Annotated in this window: 20 protein-coding genes and 1 tRNA gene; 5 read left to right on the top strand and 16 right to left on the bottom strand. The window is 44.8% G+C overall.

The window, feature by feature from the left end:
• Window positions 1-19 precede the first annotated feature (19 nt).
• A complete protein-coding gene (locus tag AL515_RS03635; protein WP_061067072.1) occupies window positions 20-481 on the bottom strand; it encodes a GNAT family N-acetyltransferase in 462 nt (153 codons plus the stop codon).
• A 61-nt stretch (window positions 482-542) separates the two neighbouring features.
• The gene (locus AL515_RS03640) at window positions 543-1,145 is read right to left on the bottom strand and encodes a helix-turn-helix domain-containing protein (protein ID WP_048998203.1); all 603 of its coding nucleotides are present in this window, start codon (window positions 1,143-1,145) and stop codon (window positions 543-545) included.
• Between the two features lie 43 nt (window positions 1,146-1,188).
• Here AL515_RS03640 and AL515_RS03645 point away from each other — a divergent pair, with 43 nt between their 5' ends.
• From AL515_RS03645 to AL515_RS03660, 4 genes are all read left to right on the top strand, one after another.
• On the top strand, window positions 1,189-1,884 hold the full coding sequence (locus AL515_RS03645) for a B3/B4 domain-containing protein (protein ID WP_048998202.1): 696 nt from the start codon (window positions 1,189-1,191) through the stop codon (window positions 1,882-1,884).
• Between the two features lie 21 nt (window positions 1,885-1,905).
• Window positions 1,906-2,799 carry a dihydrodipicolinate synthase family protein gene (locus AL515_RS03650; protein ID WP_061067073.1) on the top strand — a complete coding sequence of 298 codons (894 nt, stop codon included), beginning with the start codon at window positions 1,906-1,908 and terminating at the stop codon, window positions 2,797-2,799.
• A gap of 606 nt (window positions 2,800-3,405) precedes the next feature.
• Window positions 3,406-4,044, top strand: a complete 639-nt coding sequence (locus AL515_RS03655) for an inovirus Gp2 family protein (protein WP_071887311.1) — start codon at window positions 3,406-3,408, stop codon at window positions 4,042-4,044.
• A gap of 122 nt (window positions 4,045-4,166) precedes the next feature.
• Window positions 4,167-4,388: a helix-turn-helix transcriptional regulator gene (locus tag AL515_RS03660; RefSeq protein WP_061067074.1), complete on the top strand. Its 222-nt coding sequence runs from the start codon at window positions 4,167-4,169 to the stop codon at window positions 4,386-4,388.
• Window positions 4,389-4,901: 513 nt separating this feature from the next.
• On the opposite strand, the gene AL515_RS03665 is transcribed toward AL515_RS03660, so the two are convergent.
• The gene (locus tag AL515_RS03665; RefSeq protein WP_082759563.1) at window positions 4,902-6,587 is read right to left on the bottom strand and encodes a YfjI family protein; all 1,686 of its coding nucleotides are present in this window, start codon (window positions 6,585-6,587) and stop codon (window positions 4,902-4,904) included.
• A 586-nt stretch (window positions 6,588-7,173) separates the two neighbouring features.
• Here AL515_RS03665 and AL515_RS03670 point away from each other — a divergent pair.
• Complete coding sequence (locus tag AL515_RS03670; protein ID WP_061067076.1) at window positions 7,174-7,857, top strand: hypothetical protein; 684 nt, start codon at window positions 7,174-7,176, stop codon at window positions 7,855-7,857.
• A 204-nt stretch (window positions 7,858-8,061) separates the two neighbouring features.
• Here AL515_RS03670 and AL515_RS03675 read toward each other — a convergent pair whose 3' ends face one another.
• From AL515_RS03675 to aspA, 13 genes are all read right to left on the bottom strand, one after another.
• Window positions 8,062-9,150 carry a hypothetical protein gene (locus tag AL515_RS03675; RefSeq protein ID WP_061067077.1) on the bottom strand — a complete coding sequence of 363 codons (1,089 nt, stop codon included), beginning with the start codon at window positions 9,148-9,150 and terminating at the stop codon, window positions 8,062-8,064.
• A gap of 82 nt (window positions 9,151-9,232) precedes the next feature.
• A complete protein-coding gene (locus AL515_RS23970) occupies window positions 9,233-9,364 on the bottom strand; it encodes a hypothetical protein (protein ID WP_257791084.1) in 132 nt (43 codons plus the stop codon).
• A gap of 57 nt (window positions 9,365-9,421) precedes the next feature.
• Window positions 9,422-10,036 (bottom strand): hypothetical protein, encoded by a 615-nt coding sequence (locus AL515_RS03680; protein WP_061067078.1) that lies wholly within the window; start codon window positions 10,034-10,036, stop codon window positions 9,422-9,424.
• Window positions 10,037-10,284: 248 nt separating this feature from the next.
• Complete coding sequence (locus AL515_RS03685; RefSeq protein ID WP_061067079.1) at window positions 10,285-11,850, bottom strand: phosphoethanolamine transferase; 1,566 nt, start codon at window positions 11,848-11,850, stop codon at window positions 10,285-10,287.
• A gap of 69 nt (window positions 11,851-11,919) precedes the next feature.
• Complete coding sequence (locus AL515_RS03690; RefSeq protein ID WP_061067080.1) at window positions 11,920-12,150, bottom strand: HTH domain-containing protein; 231 nt, start codon at window positions 12,148-12,150, stop codon at window positions 11,920-11,922.
• A 349-nt stretch (window positions 12,151-12,499) separates the two neighbouring features.
• Window positions 12,500-12,706, bottom strand: a complete 207-nt coding sequence (locus tag AL515_RS03695) for a hypothetical protein (RefSeq protein ID WP_225807931.1) — start codon at window positions 12,704-12,706, stop codon at window positions 12,500-12,502.
• Between the two features lie 181 nt (window positions 12,707-12,887).
• Window positions 12,888-14,153 (bottom strand): tyrosine-type recombinase/integrase, encoded by a 1,266-nt coding sequence (locus AL515_RS03700; protein WP_061067082.1) that lies wholly within the window; start codon window positions 14,151-14,153, stop codon window positions 12,888-12,890.
• A gap of 194 nt (window positions 14,154-14,347) precedes the next feature.
• A tRNA-Phe gene (locus AL515_RS03705) sits at window positions 14,348-14,423 on the bottom strand.
• A gap of 160 nt (window positions 14,424-14,583) precedes the next feature.
• Window positions 14,584-15,159 (bottom strand): transcriptional regulator, encoded by a 576-nt coding sequence (locus tag AL515_RS03710; protein WP_061067083.1) that lies wholly within the window; start codon window positions 15,157-15,159, stop codon window positions 14,584-14,586.
• A 36-nt stretch (window positions 15,160-15,195) separates the two neighbouring features.
• Window positions 15,196-16,905 (bottom strand): protein-disulfide reductase DsbD, encoded by a 1,710-nt coding sequence (locus AL515_RS03715; RefSeq protein WP_061067084.1) that lies wholly within the window; start codon window positions 16,903-16,905, stop codon window positions 15,196-15,198.
• Window positions 16,881-17,228, bottom strand: coding sequence for a divalent cation tolerance protein CutA (gene cutA / locus AL515_RS03720; RefSeq protein WP_003025447.1), 348 nt, complete (start codon window positions 17,226-17,228; stop codon window positions 16,881-16,883). The genes AL515_RS03715 and cutA overlap by 25 nt, the downstream gene beginning before the upstream one ends.
• Before the next feature lie 125 nt (window positions 17,229-17,353).
• Entirely contained in the window at window positions 17,354-18,655 is a 1,302-nt protein-coding gene (dcuA, locus tag AL515_RS03725; RefSeq protein ID WP_003830670.1) for an anaerobic C4-dicarboxylate transporter DcuA, read from the bottom strand.
• Between the two features lie 115 nt (window positions 18,656-18,770).
• On the bottom strand, window positions 18,771-20,207 hold the full coding sequence (gene aspA, locus AL515_RS03730; RefSeq protein WP_048212919.1) for an aspartate ammonia-lyase: 1,437 nt from the start codon (window positions 20,205-20,207) through the stop codon (window positions 18,771-18,773).
• Window positions 20,208-20,443: the final 236 nt, after the last annotated feature.

The following is a 20,443-nucleotide window of genomic DNA, read 5'->3' on the forward strand; positions in this document are numbered from 1 at the left end:
TACTCTCTGAAAAGTATTCTTATTTTTGTCCGGCATTACGATAAATCTCGGGCCGATTGATCTGCCAGACAAAATCTTTCCGGTTCAATGGGTTATAACCCAGTTTTTGGTATAGCCAGGGCGCGCTGTCAGTGACCAACATTATCCGTCGCAGGCGTGACATCAACGGATGGGCGTGACAGCATTCGATCAGCCAGCGGCCGAGACCACTTTTCTGATAATCGTTTAATACGTAGACGTCACACAAATAACCAAAAGTGGCATAGTCTGTGACAAGGCGGGCGAAGCCGATTTGTCTTGTTCCATCCAGAAGCGCAAAACAAAGGCTGTTCTGGATTGATATTCTGACCGTTTCGGCATCAATGCCTGGAGCCCAGGACGATTGCGAGAGGTAATCGTGAATGGCTTCCAGTTGAAAAAAAGCGGGATCGGTTGTGACAGTAAACTGGCTTTTGGCAAAACTCAGATGTTGATTATCCACTGAACCACTCCATGCAAACTTACCTGTGATAAAACAAGCCCTATTGCTTGCCGGGCGACAATCAGGATGTTTTCTCATGTACTGTCATGATGAACACCAATGGTCCCTCCTCCTGGTTTTCATAGAAATGAGGAACGTCCGTTCTGGCTGTTGCTGAACAGCCGGTTTTTACCTGATACAGGTGGTCCTTCACACCCAGCGTGAGCGTGCCTGTCTGAACATAAAACAGCTCAAGCGTCCCTTCCGTGTGGCCGGGCGAAGCAAACTTTTCCCCCGGTTGCATTTCCCACATCCAGAGCTCGGTCATATCAGGGCCGCCCGAACCAGCGAGCAACCTTGCTCTCCCTCCTTTTTCACCAGCCCACAATTCTGGGATCTCATCTTCAGCAATGAGATGCACGGTCGGTTTGGAACTGACATCCACAAAATCGGCTACCGAAACCCCCATCGCGGCAGCCAGGCGGCATAACAGGGCTATGCTGGGATTTGCCCGGCATCCCTCAATCTCAACCAGCGCGCCCTTGCTGACGCCCGCCCGGCGGGAGAGTTCATCGAGCGATATTTTCTTTTGCTTACGATACAGCTTAATCCGCTGAGATACGGCTTCATTTACGGTGCTGACGATAGAATCTGCATCGGTCATTAAATTGACTTTCTTGGTCATCGGTCATTATCATGGGATAAATTGGTCATTACAGGATTATCACGTGTTAACAGTCTCTCCGTCAATTGCCCCTGAAATTTATCGCATTGCGCCTGGTTTTCGGGCACTCAGTGTCTACGTAAAAGCTGCACCAGTGCTTAACTCCGATATCGGAGAAACAGCGCTGCGAGAAGCCTGTGAAGCGGTTCTGGCCGGTGAGCCTGAGTGGGCGGAAGCGCATCTGACCGCATGGGCAGAGGTTTTTCAAAAGTTTGGTGCTAAACCTAAACGTACCCCTTGCTCAGCGGATGCGTTACGCAAGCGCGTATTACGTGACGGAACGATGCCAGCACTTGATCCCATCGTTGATCTTTATAATGCCGTTAGTCTCCGCTACGCCGTTCCGGTGGGTGGAGAGAATATCGCTGCCTATCAGGGTTCACCATGTCTGGCCGTGGCAAAAGGAACAGAGCCTTTTGATACAGTCAAAGAGGGGGAAAAGGCCGTTGAATATCCTTCACAAGGCGAGATCATCTGGTGTGATGATATCGGTGTGACCTGCCGTCGCTGGAACTGGCGACAGGGGCTCAGAACCCGCTTAGGTGTGGAAGCTCAGCAAATGTGGTTTATTCTGGAAAGCCTGCCGCAGATGCCGCTGGAGAGACTTCACGAAGCCGGGAAGATGCTGACCGACGGCCTGGAAAAAATGATGCCCGGTCTGTGGTTTGAGGTTGCTCTCATCGAAGAACAACAGCAGTAATATCATTCAGGAGAAACTTTTATGTTTACCGGTTTGTCGGCGTTTCCATTAACCCCACTCACCGCCAGCGGCGTGGATGAAAAGGGTTTCAGCCATATTCTTTCCCGCCTGACAGAAGCTCGGGTTGATTCTATGGGCATCCTGGGGTCAACCGGAAGCTACGCCTATCTGACCCGGGAGCAGCGCAAGCGCGTAGCAACGCTGGCAAAACAGCATGCCGGGGATATCCCAATGATGGTATGTGTGGGAGCGGTCAGTACCGATGCTATCCTGCATCTGGCAGATGACGCGCAGGCAGCCGGCGCGAATGCTCTGTTACTCCCGGCGGTCAGCTACCAGCCACTCCGTGACGAAGAAGTATTCTCACTCTTTGAGACCGTTACCCGGCACGTGTCTGTACCGGTGTGTATCTATGATAATCCGGGCACTACGCATTTTACCTTTACGGATGAACTTCACGGCCGTCTCTCATCACTTGAGGGGATTCGCTCGGTCAAGATCCCTGGCGTACCGGATAGCCCCGCTGCAGCGACTGAGCGGGTGAATGCGTTACGTCAACATCTGCGCCCTGGTGTAACAATCGGTATCAGTGGCGACGCTTATGCGGGGCTGGGATTAAACGCTGGTTGTGAAGTCTGGTACTCCGTGTGTGGCGGTCTGTTCCCTGAGATGGCGAAACAAATCACTGAAGCCGCGGCGGTAAAGGATCATCAACGCGTTACTGCCCTGACAGCCCGCCTTGAACCTTTGTGGGCGCTGTTCCGTAAACATGGTGGAAGTCTTCGTGTTATTGCCACAGCTGCTGGAGTGCTTGGGCTAACCGACATGGATTGCCTGCCTCGTCCTTTGCAGCCGTTGTCAGCAGGCGATATCGCGGATATTGCCCATGTGATAAGTATGCTGGAGCTGAAGTAATCTCCCCGCAGGACCGGCAGTCTGTCGGTCCTTCTGAAATCTGGCTGGATATCAATCATCATCGCATGTTTGAAGCTATATATTTAGGTCAGCTCATCGCTCTGAGCAGACATTATAATCAGCCCTATCCAATAACCATAAAACACCATATTGCTAATGCGAAATACAACGAATGAATAAAGATAATTCGAGAGTTAATATTAGCATGTAATTAACCTGTTTCTATGGTTTTCTTCTTCTATTGCAATTTAATATTCTATCAATATATCAGTGTCGGTTTGTCTATTATAATAAGCAATGTCTTTAATACGAAATATACATAGAAGAAATAAACAATGCCTTTAATGATAAATATAAAAAATAATATTATTGATAAGATAAATATCTATGTTAATAGTTAATGCAATATAAAAACAATAATTGTTTATAGTAAGCATACCTGATCATTCGTTATAACCTGTATGAGATGTTCACAATATACCCAGAACTAATAAGTATTATACCCATGTAGTCACTATGAATTTATATATGATGTCTGTTTAAATAAATACTACCACATCTAGGTTATAGAGATTCATTCAAGTAACTATAACCAAAGAGGTAGCTATGTACGATTATATTACAACTCACGGTCCTTTAGATTCATATCACCTGGATCGTATTGAGCAGACCACAGACAAAGCGCTAGCTGAACATGCCAGAGTAATTGCAGTTAGAATAGATCTTCACGTTCCGTATGCTGCTCATAACCCTGATACCAATGATATACCTGATGAAGCATCCTTTGCTAATTCTGATGATGCAGCCATATCTAGGTTCTTTAGTTCATTAAAAGCCATAATTAAAGCAGATCTTAAGGCGACTAAACGATCAGGTAAGCGAGTTCATAATACAACTTTACACTATGCATGGACCAGAGAGTTCACCCCTACGACTAACAAGAAACATTACCATGTCCTGATATTACTAAATAAAGACACCTATAACTACTTAGGAACCTACAACGAAGATGGTGGGAAATTATTAACCTTCATCCATCAAGCATGGCTGAGTGCTTTACAGATTGAATTTACCGCAGGTCAACGTCTGATTCATTTACCTGAGCATCCTTGTTATTACCTCGACCGTAAAGAAGGTAAGCAAAGTGACAGCTATAAAGCATTAATTTATCGTACCAGTTACATGGCTAAGAAGGAAACAAAGAACTATAGCGATGGGCAACGTAATTATGGCAATAGCCGTTAGTAAACAAATTCAGTAATTCCTAACTGCGGTTCCCAGCTTATGACAGAGAACCGATACTTACCAATTTAGCTAAATGAATATTGGTTCCTGTCTCCCTTTAAACTAATTAAGAGAGACCTGGCATGAGCAACGTGACTATCAATATCGAATTACTGAATGACCAGATGGTTGATATGGCTTTTATCACTGAATTTACTGGTATGACTGATAAGTGGTTTTACAAACTTATTAGTGAAGGAAAATTTCCTAAACCTATTAAGTTGGGGCGTAGTTCCCGCTGGTTGAAAAGTGAAGTGCTGGAGTGGTTCGAAATACGGATTCATGAATCTCGCTCGGGAGTGTAATAAATAATAGCTGTTGCTATTGCTTCATGTAGAAGAGCTGTCCATGGCGGTGTTTATAACATTTTCTCGAGAGTTTTTGTAGAGCAAAATTATTATTTGCAAGGGTATTAAAAAGAAATTTTGATTATATTCATCGATGGTTTATTAAATATAATAGACATGGTTTTAATATATTCATACACAATGCCGCAATGTGCCTCACATCAAATAAGCAACAACCAATAAACATTTTGGCATCATGTTATGATGTAATGCATTAGCTTGTAAATATCGATTTGTTTATATGGGAAATCTTTATTGTGCAAAAAACAATCAATTTGTTGTTTTTGCTTTTATAAGCATAGCGATTATCTGCTACAGTTGCTACATATGTAGCAACTGTAGCAATAGAATCAGATGCTATTATTTTTTATATAAAATATTGATGATATCAACTCAGAGAATTACATGTTGAGAAATGACACAGGAACGCTCTGCTCTTGTATTTTTTGTCACATTTACTTAACTTAAATTTCACCATGACAAAGAACCGAAAAGATTCATAAAAATGTTGTTATTAATGTTTTCTACATTGCCTTTACTGGTAAAAAGCATTCCTTGAACCCCATGCGGAGTCGGGTGTGAAAACTCATTTAAATCTAAGCGAACAATATAATCAGTTTTGTTCGGAAGTATATTAATTACATCAATTAATTTTAGCGCAATCAATTGGCTTAATACAGGGTTAAGGTTTTCTGCTCGCCGTAGTCGAGATGGGCCATAAATTTCAATGTCGCGTTTAGGGAATGGATCATACGGTTCCCATACTTTTTTTGTACATTGCTTTGTAGTGATGTGTTGATAAGTTATGCCATCACGTTCCTTTTCAAAATATTGCTTAATCCATTCAAAAAGTTCAATTGTATCCTTTGTGATATGATATTGCTCTGAGAATGGATAAAATAGCTGACTGGCCTGCAATAGATGCCAGTCAATAAGTTCATATGCTGATAAGAGAGCGTTGCATTCAATATCTCCCTCCAGTCCAAGAATCGAATGGAATACTGATGCAATTCTGATGGCATTACTACCAGATTTAGACACTATTTCATTAATATGGTGTAGTGGTTTATCTTTCTGTATATTTTCTTGGTATCTTGATTGTTGTTCAATAAATAGCTGCTTGGCATCATCTGAAAGTTTCAGTGTTTCTTTTATTGATTTTTTTTCTAAAAACAAATTCTTTTGGTGAATTAATTTTTCTTTAATTTTATAATGAAATCGCTCTAAGCATTTATCAGAGGCAGCATGATTTAGATTATTAAGACGTTTGCCTATCGTACTGGATGACTGTGTAAATAGAAAACGAGAAAAAAAACCGCTTTCAATAGCTGTGGTTCCGTGTTTTTTGACATAATCAATAAACAAACCAGGCTGAATCATTAATAGAAGAGTCAGATGTGCATTGAGTTCAATGTCTTCTTCATCAGGTCTCTGCCATATATAGATATCCCCTCCCCAGGCTCTGTTGAGCAACCCAAGATTATCTTTGGCATATCCTCTGAAAAAAGTTATTGCTTCATCCGAAAAAATCCCACCATAAGGATATTCATCTAGCCCTTTGATCATTGCTTTAGGTGTGGCATCTTCATAAAGAAAGTTAAATTTTTTAGGTTTTTTAGGCTCTTTAATCAAATGTTCATCTAATAATAATGCTTCTGTTTCGCCCTCATCACCATACTTCACCGCCTGACGAAATGAGCTTTCCAGTGCCTTAGTTTTCAAATCCCAGCGGCGATGATCTTTTTTATAGTCCTCTAATGAAAATTGGTATTCACTTTTCATTTCAGTGATAAAATCATAAAACGGTTTCATGATGAGTTTATTTATTGTTGTTTTACCCTCTCCAGATAATGCAGTGGTTAGCATATAAAGCGAACATGGTTCAGAGATGCTACTATGTGGGGAAAGAACATCGATAAGCGGTTGTAGAGCAAATGTGGTTGCAGCCAGAACAACACTACCAATCATTTCCAGTGGCATCCCTGTATCCTGATGTAATGAAGTAATCAGATCCCGTAGTAAGGGAGGAAAGGCATTTACAGGGTAAGGTTTTTGCGGGGAAATCTCTGGCTTATTATTTAGGAATGGTTCCCGTGAGTTATGCATTGTTTGTACCGACTGGAAGGCAGCTAAATATTCCGGGGAATTAAAATTCATTACTCAGACTCTCTTTGTAATCGAAAATAGTCTGATCGTTTCATTTCAAATCTCGGGTTGCAAGGGGAAGTGAAAGGCAGTAGCACAATTGGTATTATATTAGTCCTTTAAACGATCAGAGATCCGCACAGATGAAAGCGATGCGTCAATTAGTTCGTGGGATGCAATCAGCGGCTGCGGCACAGAACTGGCACTGTGTAACATGCGACTCAGGAATTTACAATGAAGCACTCAGTTGACCACTATGATTATAACTGATTGTAAGTAAATGATTAATTCGGGTGCTGACCTGTCTGTCTGGCTCTGGGAGAGATTATTAACATGCCTATAGAGGGCTGCGACTTTACGCATAAAACGGCTCAGAATGTGTTACAGCGCACCTGAGCGTTATCGTTACCAGAGTGACAGCACAAGTTCATCGATTACCTTCCCTCGAATGAGAGTGATATAATCCGACATCATGTTTCTTGGCTAATTGACTTATTATGAACAAAAACGTGACGAACTTCACCGTACTATCTGGAAAATTTCAAATTCAATGCGGCACTACATCCAAAAGAGAGCTTTTTGAGTATGAGGATGGCGAATGACAACTGTCAATGAAATTACATCAGCGATATCTTGGTTATGGGGAGTCATTTCATCAGATGAACTTGATCATTTTTTGTCTGTTATCAGCAGTATCACCACAATAGCGATTGCACTGTGTGGCTACCGTTTGGCGAAAGACTGGCTGACAGAACGGAATCGCTCCAGTGCTCATGTTGCAGCCGATAATTTCTTTGATGAACTGATTGATTTACCTTCGATGCTTATGGGGTTCATGATGAGTGTATTGCGTTGTGCGGCATTTATGTCCACAATCGACGATGATGTATCTTTACAGCAACGTAACACAGAAGCACAACAAAGATGCCTGCAACTGGCAGAAAATGCATTGATGATAAAGTTACGCTTTTTTGGTTATTTTGCGCGAGCAAATAAGCGAGGTGCTTCTATTAATCGACCAGAACATATAGAGATAGAAGAAGCTCTGATGCAATTTGGTGATGATTCATTTTGTTTGTTTCGAGACGTGGCGACCCATCTGATCACTGTTAATGATTTTCATGGATTTAAACCAGTTATGCAAGAGTTTGGGGGCGCGCTACGTGAGGCCCGTCGCTTATCCATTGCAGTTAATAATGCAATCCGACCTGTTATTGGGACATCCTTCTCTGAGTATTTTTCCTTTCCTGAAGAATATATAACAAGGGAGGAGCATCGTTGATAATTTTTATGGGCATTCCGTCGAAATTAACCATCTAGAGGTATGATGATTTCACTATGAACAACATATTCAATGTTATTGTTTGATGATTTTAAATATTACTGTGAATAAAGTATTTTAGATAATCATTTAATTAGTGATAATAAAAACATAAACAGGACTCCCCACCCGAAGGTGGGAAGTTTTCACATGATGGCAATATTTTTATTTAAATGTCCAAGATCCCATATTAGTATCGACTTGAACTTCCATTGGTCGACATCCAATAAAAGAATAGTTTTGATAGTCTCCAAAATTAATTTTCATTATTTTTTGGGGGTAAGCACTACAATTACCACGATTAACTTTTACATCGAGTACAGCTACTGAGTCAACAGTGCTAAATACTTTCACAATCAACATATTATTCGAGTCAATATCAGTGTCGATCTTTACTGGAGCTGAGCCATCAGCAGGAGGTGGTACCTGTGGCACTGCATCACGAGCTGCTTGAGCATCTGCCGCTGCTTTAGCAGCAGCCGCGTTTCTTTGTTCTTCATTCAGTTTATCTCTGATACTTTGGACAACGTTACGCAATTCCAAACTTTGTTGAAAATTATAAGATTTTTCTTTTGCTAAGGTATTTAAATTAGTATTCCATGGAAAAGTAGTAATACTTGGAACCGTAACAATTTTAGTTACTCGGTTATAGGTGTATTTTGTGCCCATTACAGTGCTGCCAGATATAACGGAATCGGAAGGTTGAGTACCGGGATCATAGGGCTCATCAGTTTTTGTCTGTGATGCCGAATTATTGCCTGCGTCTGGCACTGGAGTATTGCCGTTCAGGTCCAGTTTTCCAACAAAATCACTGGTCTGGTCGGTTTCATCCTGCATACCAAAATCAGTAGGCTGAGCGTTCCATACTGAATCATCGACCTTAGCGGCTTCAATACATTTCTTATTAAATAAGATCTTCGAACCGTTGTAAGCAACTAGACCTTCATCTAATCCATTCCCGTAATTCTGAGAATACAAGACATAGTTGTAGTTACCCTTCTGAACCCGAAACGTTAACTGATAGTTGGCCCCCGCATAATGTTGATTGCCCATGAACCACGTATGGGTACGATCCAGTTGCACGTCAGGTTGCGTACCAGTTTTATCGTAAGAGTAGTAAATCTGAGCACCATCTACACTTACACTGGCAGCTTTATTACCGGGGAGTTTACAGGTAAATAAATCACCTGCATTTACAGTATTTATTGCGCCAATAAATAATAAGGGCGCGAACCACTTTATATTTTTTATCATCAAAATGTTTCTCCTTTAGTAAGATTAATAAGAGCCTAATGGGATAGGCTCTTACTTTACCAATTAAGTTAAAAAATGGATGTCAATATAATGAAGATTCCCTTTGTTGTCTCCGCATCCATTTCTGATAATATTCAGAATAATCTTCATCTCTTCCTCCTGTTTCCTGAATCCAGTCTTCATATTCCGGGCTATCTTCAAAACGCTCTGGCATTTTTAACTCCTTATTGACATTTTTACGTTGTTAATAAATTAAAGTCATGGTTAAGGTTTATTTTTTCAAATACAGATTGCCAAATGTTTTTAGATTTTTGGCTGCATTCAGGAAATCTTGTTTCGCTATATCTCTGGGGCGCTTGCTTGCATTCCTGAGTTCATTAAGTTCAGCCAGATTTTTATTTTTCTCAGATATAACGCCATTGGCTTCATCTATAGCCTTATGGAATCCTTTTATTGAATCAAGCAAAATGATATTGCTGTCAACTTTATTTGATGTGCAGGACGATATTATCGCATGATGCAGATCATGATTGTTTTTGTGTTCCTCTTGCAGTTCTTTATAATGTTCTGGGCTTAATTTTTGATACTCCACAAGAATTTTATGAATATTTTCATTCATTATTTCTCTTTTTGAATCAATAAGTTTCTTATTTTGTTTGTATTTATAATCATCATCTTTAAACCTATCATTTAGAGATTCGTATTTTCTGTATAAACGAAACGCTTCATCTAACATGTTTTTTTCATCACATGTCATTTTTTCACGATGTTCATTTAACATGTTCATGTACTTGATGGATATAGCTACAGGGCCAGAACTTACTGCGTCTGTAACAACAGACACAGCAACAGATGCTACCTTTTCCAGTATTTTTAAAAAAGACATAGTAACTCCTATGAAGTCATTTTGGTGATGTGGTTAATTTAGTTGTAATACTATTTATTTATATTTTTTATTATAAATCTCAGGCTATATATCCTTAGGTTTAGGAAATATCGCTGACTCGGTTATCTTTTCTCCCCAGGGATAAGAGCGCGAGGCTGAATATTGTTCAACGAATCCGGTTTAAGCCCTGCCTGAGCTGGTAACTCTCGTAGCGTTATGTAAGGGAGCAATATCAATTTGATATCAGCTCAAAGTGCTGGAAGCATTTTCCAGTTAAACACCCGTCCGGTTGTATCCATCACACTCGCATGGCCGCTGCGCTGTTGCAGATAATCTCGCGTAGCTTCCGGATGTTCACCCTGCCGGGTGATCCCCATCCATTTTTCCATCAGTCGATTGTTGTTTACCGTGGACCAAAGTGGTTGCTCATCGCCAGTTAACGTATCCTGTATAGCAACCAGCGGGCTGAACCAGATAAACATCGGCACCTGAATTGCCTCATGTGGTGGGCGAGTGCCTGCATGGTGATACATGACACCACCCGTAGGATCGCGAACTAGGGCGTGATCGGAGAAGTAAAGCACGGAAGATCTCTTATCCTGCAGAAGGTGGAATACCTGACCCATTAGAGCATCAGTAAAATGCACCGAATTATCATAGCAACCATCGGGATTGTTTTTATCCGGGAAAACCGTAGTGCTATGTGGATAACGATCGCAGGCATTTTCATGGCTGCCGTAAAGATGCAATACAATCAGCTTCTTCCCTGAACTGCTTAATGCCGTGCGTAAATGTGGTAACAGTGCATCATCATAACCCTTGTCCACCCATTGTTGATGGTGTGCCAGTGAAGCGATAGCGGTAATAATATTGTTGTGCGCCCCGCCAGTTCCCTGACGGCTCAACCACCAGGTATCAAATCCGGCCTGATTTGCCACGCTGATAATGTTATCCCGGTAATTCTTAAAATCATGATGTGCCGGTGTATCACCAGTGAGCGCCAACGGTACGGCCATAATAGTGACTGGCGCACCGCTGACGGCGTGACGAAACAGCAACAAATGACTGCGCTGTGCATCCAGTTCTGGCGTTGTCTCCCGATCGTAGCCATAAATATGCATATTGGCAGTACGTTCTGATTCACCGATAATCAGCACATAAGTATCAATACCCGTATCACGAGTGGATGGTGCGTATTTTGGGGCGTTCGTAGTAACGGAAGCGATAACCTGACTGTCCTGCCAGACCTGCAAAAAGACATTAACATTGCTCACTGGTGTAGAGGCGAGCACTCGCTGTAACGGACTCTGGAGGTTATTACTGCGCAACTGGTGAATCGCGGCCTGAACACTGAATCCTGTCAGTAATAAGAAAAGCAGAATAGCGGGGATACGTTGGCTACGGCCAGGCAAGTGAGGAGTCCGGATGACGCTCAGTAGCAGAATTGCCAGCACGATAATAAACAGTATCACGTAGCGGAAATAAAGCCCCAGCATGGACAGCGATTCATTCATGTCAGAATCCAGAACGCTCTGTGCAAATCCATAACTGAATGCTGAATGGAAGTTGAGCCATGTCCAGCAAGTTAATGTGATATCCAGTGCGATAAACATCATTACAGGCAGCGTGATGCTATAGCACCAGTTTTTATTGGTGAGCTGTGAAAGACTCAGCATTATCAGGACAAAGACCAGCATACGATCAAAGGCAACATGTCCTGGTGCTATTTTTATATTAACGAATACGATTAATAATGTTGTGATAATTAACCATAACCAGCGAAAAATAACAGGCCGCAGCCGAATTTGAGACATAATCTACCCAGCCTGAATTTCAGGTTTTATTAATCAGAGTGATAACCGATAATTCAATATTACGAAATGCTATTCGTTATGAATATATTTATCTAATGCTCTGTGAACATGCGTAGTGAGCCCATATGTTCCTGTGCTGGTTTTAATTACCATAGGTTCTAACTGTTCCAGATCTCTATAAATAGTCCTGGAGCCGACATTGAATTTATTCTCCAGCATTTCAATAGAGTGAGCACCAGATTGATAGAGCTCAATTACAATTGAAATCATCCGAGAACCTCTGGTTTGTCGGTCAAACATATTGTCTCCTGTTGATATTAATCTTCCGGACGTGAGGTATTATCAGCGTTTTTTGAGGATTGAAAAGATTAGCAGTGGCAGAAAAGACTACGCATTTTTGTATTTTTTAAAATTGACTTATTATTGACATAATGGCTTTTTAAGCTAAAAACATTGTCACTCCAATGTGTTCATTGTGAATTGTCATATTCTAATTTAAAACAATAGATTAGAAACAACCAACCTATTTATCAGAGCTGTTTTGTATCAATAATCAGCCATGCAATGACAAAATAATGTCACTAAGCTTTTAGTGCCTTTCTGCCGTGCTAATGTTTTTTATTACTGATGAGTCAATTGCAAATGTAATTTATTGCGAATTGAATGTGTGTTCGCAGTCCATACAGCAATATTCGTCAAATACTACGCCATCCAGTGTTTCTCCGGTAATGGCACCAACCGCAGCACCGCTACACGCTCCCACTAAAAAGCCAATGATGCCTCCGGCCAGTGTTCCCACAACAGGGATTGCCGAACCAACTACTGCCCCGGCCGAAGCACCCTCGATAGATGCCACTCCACCCGCTACTGCACCAATACCACCTCCAACCTTTCTACCTATATGTCTTTGCTGCACGTTTGACGAAGCACATGATGGACAATTCATATTTATCTCCTTGATTACAGATATAAAAAAAGCCCCTCTACCGAAGTAGAGAGGCTTGTACGTGAGTTTTGTTTAAATAAGGCTGAATTAACTACTGCTTCATTGGGTTATTGATCCTCGCATAATCAAATGGGCTAATACTTTTCTCCCTGTTGGCGTCCAGAAAATCCGCCCACCATTGCAGCATCAACTGACGTTCATCTCTGTGCTCTGCTTTATGGATATACGCCGCCCGAACATTGTTTCGTTCTTTATGACTCATCTGCCGTTCTACAGCATCTTTTGACCACAAACCTGACTCAATGAGCGAGCTACAGGCCATGGTCCTGAAGCCGTGACCGCAGACATCCACCTTTGTGTCATAGCCCATTAGTCTGAGTGCATTATTGACGGTATTTTCACTCATAGGCTTATAGGGATCATGATCGCCAGTGAAGATGAGGTCATAGTCGCCGCTGATTGCCTTTATTTCTTCAAGTATGGTGATTGCCTGGCGGGGAAGGAGCACGAGGTGAGGGGTACGCATTTTAGATCCCCGGTAGGAGAATTTAACGTCCGGAATAGGCACCCGCTTTGGAGGAATGGTCCATAATTTCTTTTCAAAATCGATTTCAGACCAGCGTGCGAAGCGTAACTCGCTGGAGCGAACAAAGGTGAGGAGGGTCAACAGAACGGCCAGACGGGTTAATGGTTGTCCTTTGTAGGCATCAACACGGTTGAGAAGTTCTGAAATGTTATTCAGCTCCAGGGCGGGTCTGTGTTCACTCTCGACGGTAGTCAGTGCGCCCCCCATATCGATAGCAGGGTTGTATTTGATAATTCCTGATTGTATAGCATAACGCATAGTCGCTTTGATACGCTGCTGCACACGAGCAGCCATTTCATAAATCCCTTTTGCCTCTGCTGCCTTGACCGGGACAATGAGATCTGGTGTTTCAAATGAGGTTATATCCCGTAGACCAATATATGGGAAGACATGTGTCTCCAGGCTCTTGATGACCCTGTCGCTGTGAGACTCCGTCCATTTTTTCTTGCTGGCATGCCACTGGCGGGCAACGGTTTCGAATGTCTGAATTGATTCCGGGACTGATTTTTTAACGCGTTTTTGCTCACAGGGATCAATGCCATCAGCGATCAGCTTGCGGGCTTCATCCCGTTTTTCTCTGGCTTCCGATAATGACACCTCGGGGTACAAACCAAGGGCCAGAGTTTTCTCTTTTCCAAGGTGACGATAACGGAGTCTCCAGTACTTAGAACCGTTGGGATGAACGAGTAAAAACATGTTGTTGGTGTCGGCCAGCTTCTGGGGTTTATCTCCCGGTTTTGCGGCCCTAATTTTTGCGTCAGTCAGTGCCATATAAGCGTTCCTGAGTGATTTGAGGGTATAAGGATTTATCGAATCAGGGTATACCCTCATTTGTACCCTCGATAGGCACTTGATGCGGGTAGAATTGAGTTGAGTTCGGTGGAATTGGGAGATTCGTGGGGCGTTGATTTTGGCGGACTTAGAATGCAAAAACGGACCTCCGTGGAGGTCCGTTGATATGAATTTGGTGCCCGGACTCGGAATCGAACCAAGGACACGGGGATTTTCAATCCCCTGCTCTACCGACTGAGCTATCCGGGCAACGGGGCGCATTAAACCGTATTCACGTCGGTCAGTCAATTAAATTTCGGGGAAAACCGTTCAACCGCTTAATATTGCGGCAATCTACGCATTTGTGCCTGAAGATTGAACAAAATTGGGAGGTGCCCCAGTCTCGCGCTCTCCAATAAGCATTGTGCGCTTAGGTCAGCGCCCCGCCCATACGACACTGAGCAAAACGCAGGATATCTTCGGCCAGACGATATGCTGTTTCTACATCAGCATGGCTGCGATTAACCAGCATGCGACTCAGGCAGCCCTCCAGCACCAGTTCCATCTGTTTGGCGACCATTGCCGGGTCATCAACTTCCAGCGTCGTCAGCAGCTCATGGGTGAAGTCATGTGCAGCTTTTTTCTGTTGATCGGCCAACTGATGGACAGGATGGCCTGGATCGGGGTAAAACGTGCAGGCAGCGATGAACAGGCAGCCTGGATAGCGATTATTACTCACGCATTCGGACAGCGCGTTATAGCGTGCCAGTAGTTTCTGCTCAGCGCTCAGCGTGTCATCCAGCAAAAGCTGACGCCGCCAGATATCCACCCGTTGACTGAGGTAACGCAAGGCATCGTACAGAATGGCCTCTTTATCAGGCCAGAAGCGTTGCAGTTCATCAAGTGGATAATTGACATGCTCTGCCACCATTTCCAGTGTGGTATTGGCTATCCCTTGAACCTCAAGTAATTTCAGGGCTTCTCCTAGGACATCTTCACGTTGCACGGTATTCTCCTCCGTATTTCCTGTTGCAAGTGTCGCTCACGGTTGGCGATCGCGCAAATGTGCGCTGAAGGTCGCGGCATCCATAAAACCCGTTACCCGGGCCTCCGGATGCTCTTTTCCCTCGGCATCAAAGAACAAGATAGTCGGCAAACCTAAAACCTGTAGGTGTTTCAGCAGAGCGACATCCTGGGCATTGTTTGCTGTCACATCAGCTTGCAACAGCACCGTGTTGCCTAGCGCTTGCTGAACCTGCGGATTACTGAACGTGTACTTTTCAAATTCCTTACAGGCTACACACCAGTCGGCATACAGATCCAGCATGACTGGCCTGCCTTTAGCTTGCTCCAGCGCTTGATTTAACGCATCTACCGATGCCACCGGCGTGAAGTTAAGGTGTGCCTGGGTTTGAGTATGCGGCGCGCCGAACGCCCAGTCTTGCAGTGGACGCACGCATACCAGTGCTGCGGCTAACAGGACAATCTGCACGATACGCATCCAGGTGTGCTTTGCCTGCAGGCTGGTGATGAACGCCCAGCCAAAGAACGCGACGCCTAACAGTGACCATAAGCGAATGCCCCATTCGTCGCCAATAATGCGTTCGAGTAAAAAGACGGGAAGCGCAAGGATGACGAAACCAAAAGCGGTTTTGACATGTTCCATCCATGGGCCACTTTTCGGCAGCAGGCGGTTACCAAATACGGTAATCAGCATCAGGGGTAATCCCATCCCCAGTGCGTACAGATACAGCGTACTGCCTCCCAGCCACATGTTCCCGCTCTGAGCGATATACAGCAAAATCGCGCTTAGCGGGGCTGTGGTGCAAGGGGAACAGATGAGGCCAGCAATCGCTCCCATCGCAAAGACGCTACCAGGAGAGCCGCCTTGCTGGCGGTTGCTCATCAATGTGAGACGCGTCTGCAACGATGAAGGGAGCTGCAGCGTGAACAGGCCAAACATCGACAGAGCCAGCAGCGTAAAGACAATGGCAAGCCCAATCAATACATAGGGATGCTGTAGCGCGGCCTGAAACTGTAGCCCGGCAGCCGCAACGACCAGACCCAGCGCGGTATAGGTGAGCGCCATTCCCTGTATGTAGATAAAGGTCAGCAGCAGAGCCCGCCCGGTTGATAAGCGTTGTTTACCGCCGAGTACGATCCCGGAAATCAGTGGATACATCGGCAATACACAGGGGGTAAAGGCAATGCCAATCCCGATCAGCAATGCCCACAGTGCGGAAAAGGGGAGTTGGGCGGCTGGCTGTGATTGTTTTTCCGGGGCGACTGTATCAGGCGTTGGTGTAGGCGTCGCATCTGTACGAGCCATGACTTCACTGAGTGGAACGGTTTTGGTTTCCGGCGGATAGCAAAATCCGGCATCGGCACAGCCCTGGTAAGTAACGGTCAGCGTTGCACCAGATGCGGCCTGATTGATCGTTACCGGAACGTTCAACTGCTTACGGTAAATTTCACTTTTGCCGTAAAACTCATCTTCATGCCAGACGCCTGGCGGTAGCTTTACCTCGGCAATATCAGCCTGAGACGGTGTAATGCTTATCTGTTTGCGGTACAGGTAGTAGCCGTCTTTTACCTGCCATGAGAAGTTCAGGTCATGTTGGTTTTGCTGAAAATCAAAAATAAATGCCCGGTCGGCAGGGACAAACTGCGAGCGGCCAGGCGAATCAAATAATCCGGCAAAAGTGGATGTGCTGCATAGCAGCAGGATCAGCGTAAGGATGCGTTGAGCCATGAGCGGTAATCAAAGTCTCCGTGAGTGACGGGTAAAACCAGAAGTTCAGGGGTTTGATATGGATGATGAGACTTCAGGCAATCGAGAAGCGCTTGCTGGTGCGTGACGGTAGTTTTTAAAATCATCTGGACTTCATATTCCTGCTCCAGCTTACCCTCCCAATAATAGAGAGACGTTGCACCGGGCAGCAGCGTCACGCAGGCGGCCAGTTTTTCTGCCAGTACTTTTGCAGCCAGATCCTGGGCGGTTGCTTCATCCGGGGCGGTACATAGCACCACAACGGTATCGGGGATGGAGATATCCTGACTCTTAACATCAAGCATAAACACCTCGAAAGAACAGAGTAACCAGCAAGAGAACGGTAACTATACAACGGACGAGGGAAGGATGTTAGTTAAAGCGAGGCGGGGAGGTACTGCGGGATGCCTAAGCACCCCGCAGGTAAAACTTACAGCATGAAGCTACCCAGCAAGAAGCCGAAGCAGACAGCCAGAACCACACCCAGAGTACCCGGGATGAAGAACGGATGGTTAAAGACGAATTTACCGATACGGGTAGTACCAGTGTCATCCATCTGAACCGCCGCAACCAGAGTTGGGTAGGTAGGCAGAATGAACAGGCCAGAAACCGCAGCGAAAGACGCTACAGCGGTCAGTGGAGAAACGTTCAGTGCCAGAGCCATCGGCATCAGTGCTTTAGCCGTTGCAGCCTGAGAATACAGCAGAGCAGAAGCAAAGAAGAAGATGACAGCCAGCAGCCACGGATGACCCTGAATTACGCTACCTGCAGTATCTTTGATCCAGTCAATGTTGTGAGATACGAAGGTATCACCCAGCCATGCAACACCCAGGATACAAATACAGGCGCTCATACCGGCTTTGAAGGTGCTGGAGTTCAGGATGGAGTCAGTTTCAACGCGGCAGATGATTGTCGTCAGCGTCGCGATGCTCAACATGATGATCAGAATGGCATTGGTGGTGTTCATCAGCGGTTTAGCGACCAGGCCAAGGCTTGGGCTGTTGACGATGGCGTAAACGACAACACAAACTACGCCCAGCAGGAACAACCAAACGGAGGTTTTCGCGCCAGCTTTGATTTCAACTTGTCTTTCACCGCGCAGTTCAACCAGACCTTCTTCCAGACGCTTACGATAAATCGGGTCGTCAGACAGTTTGGAGTTGAACAGTGCGGTGACCAGGAAGGACATCACCAGAACGGCCAGCAGGGTAGACGGAATGACCACTGACAGCAGGTGAATGTAGCTGATACCATGACCTTCCATGACGGAAGACATGTAAACCACGGCCGCTGAGATAGGTGATGCGGTAATCGCAATCTGTGCAGAAACCACTGCGGTAGAGAGCGGACGGCAAGGTTTGATCCCTTGCTCCTTCGCGACTTCAGCGATAACTGGCAGCGTTGCCAGAGAGATGTTGCCGGTACCGGCAAAGATAGTCAGGAAATAGGTCACGATCGGTGCAAGGATTGTGATGTATTTCGGGTTCTTACGCAGCAGTTTTTCAGTTTGATGGACCAGATAGTCCAGACCACCGGCAATCTGCATGGCGGAGATAGCAGCGATAACCGCCATGATAATGGAAATAACATCGAACGGAATATTACCCGGTTTTACGCCAATAGCGGCGAGAACCAGAACACCCAGCCCACCTGCAAATCCAATACCGATACCCCCAAGTCTGGCACCCAAAAAGATTGCCAGCAAAACGATGATAAGTTCTAAAACTATCATATTAGCCTTCCTTGTTGTTTAACAAGTTGATATTAAATTGTTGTTTTTAAGTAACTTGGTGCAAGAAAAAAGGCACGTCATCATGACGTGCCCTCTCTGGTACTACCCTACACGATTACTGTTCGCTTTCATCAGTATAACGTTTTGCTTTATAAGCCGGGTGCATCAGGTTCTGTGCAGAGAAGATATCGTCCAGTTCTGCCTCGGTCAACAGACCGCGCTCCAGGACAACTTCACGCACGCTCTTACCGGTTTCGGCACAAATTTTACCGACGATATCGCCGTTGTGGTGACCGATGAACGGGTTGAGGTAGGTGACGATACCGATGGAGTTATAAACGAATGCTTCACACACTTCTTTGTTAGCAGTGATGCCGCTAACGCATTTTTCCAGCAGGTTGTAGCAAGCATTGCTCAGAATGTGGATAGATTCGAACATTGCCTGGCCGATAACAGGTTCCATTACGTTCAGCTGCAGCTGACCTGCTTCAGATGCCATGGTAACAGTGACGTCGTTACCGATGACTTTAAAGCACACCTGGTTTACAACTTCTGGAACAACCGGGTTCACTTTTGCTGGCATGATGGAAGAGCCCGCCTGCAGTTCCGGCAGGTTGATCTCATTCAGGCCGGCACGTGGGCCAGAGGAGAGCAAACGCAGGTCGTTACAGATTTTGGACATTTTCACAGCCAGACGTTTCAGTGCACCGTGCACCATAACGTATGCGCCACAGTCGGAGGTGGCTTCAATCAGGTCTTCTGCAGGAACGCAGGCGAAACCGGTCACTTCAGCCAGTTTTTGCACTGCCAGCGGAGAGTACTCTTTCGGTGTGTTCAGACCCGTACCGATTGCAGTTGCGCCGAGGTTAACCTCCAACAGCAGCTCAGCGGTACGGCCAATGTTTTTCACTTCTTCTTTCAACAGTACGCTGAAAGCACGGAATTCCTGACCGAGGGTCATCGGTACAGCATCCTGCAGTTGGGTACGACCCATTTTCAGGATGTCCTGGAATTCAACAGCTTTTTGCTCGAAGCCTTCACGCAGCTGGTTCAGAGCATCAATCAGTTTGATGATGGATGCGTAAACAGCGATACGGAAACCGGTCGGGTAAGCGTCGTTGGTAGACTGACATTTGTTGACGTGGTCGTTCGGGTTCAGGTACTGATATTCACCTTTCTGGTGACCCATCAGTTCCAGACCGATATTGGCCAGCACTTCGTTGGTGTTCATGTTGACGGAGGTACCCGCACCACCCTGGTAAACATCTACCGGGAACTGATCCATGCATTTTCCGTTATTCAGGACTTCATCACACGCCGCGATGATGGCATTTGCCACGCTCTTAGGAATAGTTTGCAGCTCTTTGTTGGCCAGTGCCGCTGCCTTTTTAACCATTACCATGCCGCGAACAAATTCAGGAATGTCACTGATTTTGTTGTTGCTAATGTAGAAGTTTTCAATCGCTCTCAGAGTGTGGACACCATAGTAAGCGTCCGCTGGAACTTCCCTGGTACCCAACAAGTCTTCTTCGATACGAATGTTGTTTAACATGTGAACCTTCTTTTTCAAGCTGCCAATGATTTGACTAAACACACAGGATATATGTGATTTCGATTGTTTCTCGACCGACGATTATCCCCTGCATCGGTCTGATACCCGAGATCATATGCTGGTTCAGGATTTCTACCGTAATCTGGATCACTTAAAGCGTGGAATTTACCCCTTATTTATTATTCTGTGAAATAGATCACCCCTTTAGGATTAACACCAAATATTAGTGTACAAGC

The sequence above is a fragment of the Citrobacter sp. FDAARGOS_156 genome, from assembly GCF_001559235.2.
Classification (GTDB): Bacteria; Pseudomonadota; Gammaproteobacteria; order Enterobacterales; family Enterobacteriaceae; genus Citrobacter; species Citrobacter youngae.

Excerpts from the sequence above, each read along its gene's own strand:
- AL515_RS03640 (WP_048998203.1), bottom strand. The coding sequence starts at position 1,145 with ATGACCAAGAAAGTCAATTTAATGACCGATGCAGATTCTATCGTCAGC.
- AL515_RS03650 (WP_061067073.1), top strand. The coding sequence starts at position 1,906 with ATGTTTACCGGTTTGTCGGCGTTTCCATTAACCCCACTCACCGCCAGC.
- AL515_RS03655 (WP_071887311.1), top strand. The coding sequence starts at position 3,406 with ATGTACGATTATATTACAACTCACGGTCCTTTAGATTCATATCACCTG.
- AL515_RS03660 (WP_061067074.1), top strand. The coding sequence starts at position 4,167 with ATGAGCAACGTGACTATCAATATCGAATTACTGAATGACCAGATGGTT.
- AL515_RS03665 (WP_082759563.1), bottom strand. The coding sequence starts at position 6,587 with ATGAATTTTAATTCCCCGGAATATTTAGCTGCCTTCCAGTCGGTACAA.
- AL515_RS03670 (WP_061067076.1), top strand. The coding sequence starts at position 7,174 with ATGACAACTGTCAATGAAATTACATCAGCGATATCTTGGTTATGGGGA.
- AL515_RS03675 (WP_061067077.1), bottom strand. The coding sequence starts at position 9,150 with ATGATAAAAAATATAAAGTGGTTCGCGCCCTTATTATTTATTGGCGCA.
- AL515_RS23970 (WP_257791084.1), bottom strand. The coding sequence starts at position 9,364 with ATGCCAGAGCGTTTTGAAGATAGCCCGGAATATGAAGACTGGATTCAG.
- AL515_RS03680 (WP_061067078.1), bottom strand. The coding sequence starts at position 10,036 with ATGTCTTTTTTAAAAATACTGGAAAAGGTAGCATCTGTTGCTGTGTCT.
- AL515_RS03685 (WP_061067079.1), bottom strand. The coding sequence starts at position 11,850 with ATGTCTCAAATTCGGCTGCGGCCTGTTATTTTTCGCTGGTTATGGTTA.
- AL515_RS03690 (WP_061067080.1), bottom strand. The coding sequence starts at position 12,150 with ATGTTTGACCGACAAACCAGAGGTTCTCGGATGATTTCAATTGTAATT.
- AL515_RS03700 (WP_061067082.1), bottom strand. The coding sequence starts at position 14,153 with ATGGCACTGACTGACGCAAAAATTAGGGCCGCAAAACCGGGAGATAAA.
- AL515_RS03715 (WP_061067084.1), bottom strand. The coding sequence starts at position 16,905 with ATGGCTCAACGCATCCTTACGCTGATCCTGCTGCTATGCAGCACATCC.
- cutA (WP_003025447.1), bottom strand. The coding sequence starts at position 17,228 with ATGCTTGATGTTAAGAGTCAGGATATCTCCATCCCCGATACCGTTGTG.
- dcuA (WP_003830670.1), bottom strand. The coding sequence starts at position 18,655 with ATGATAGTTTTAGAACTTATCATCGTTTTGCTGGCAATCTTTTTGGGT.
- aspA (WP_048212919.1), bottom strand. The coding sequence starts at position 20,207 with ATGTTAAACAACATTCGTATCGAAGAAGACTTGTTGGGTACCAGGGAA.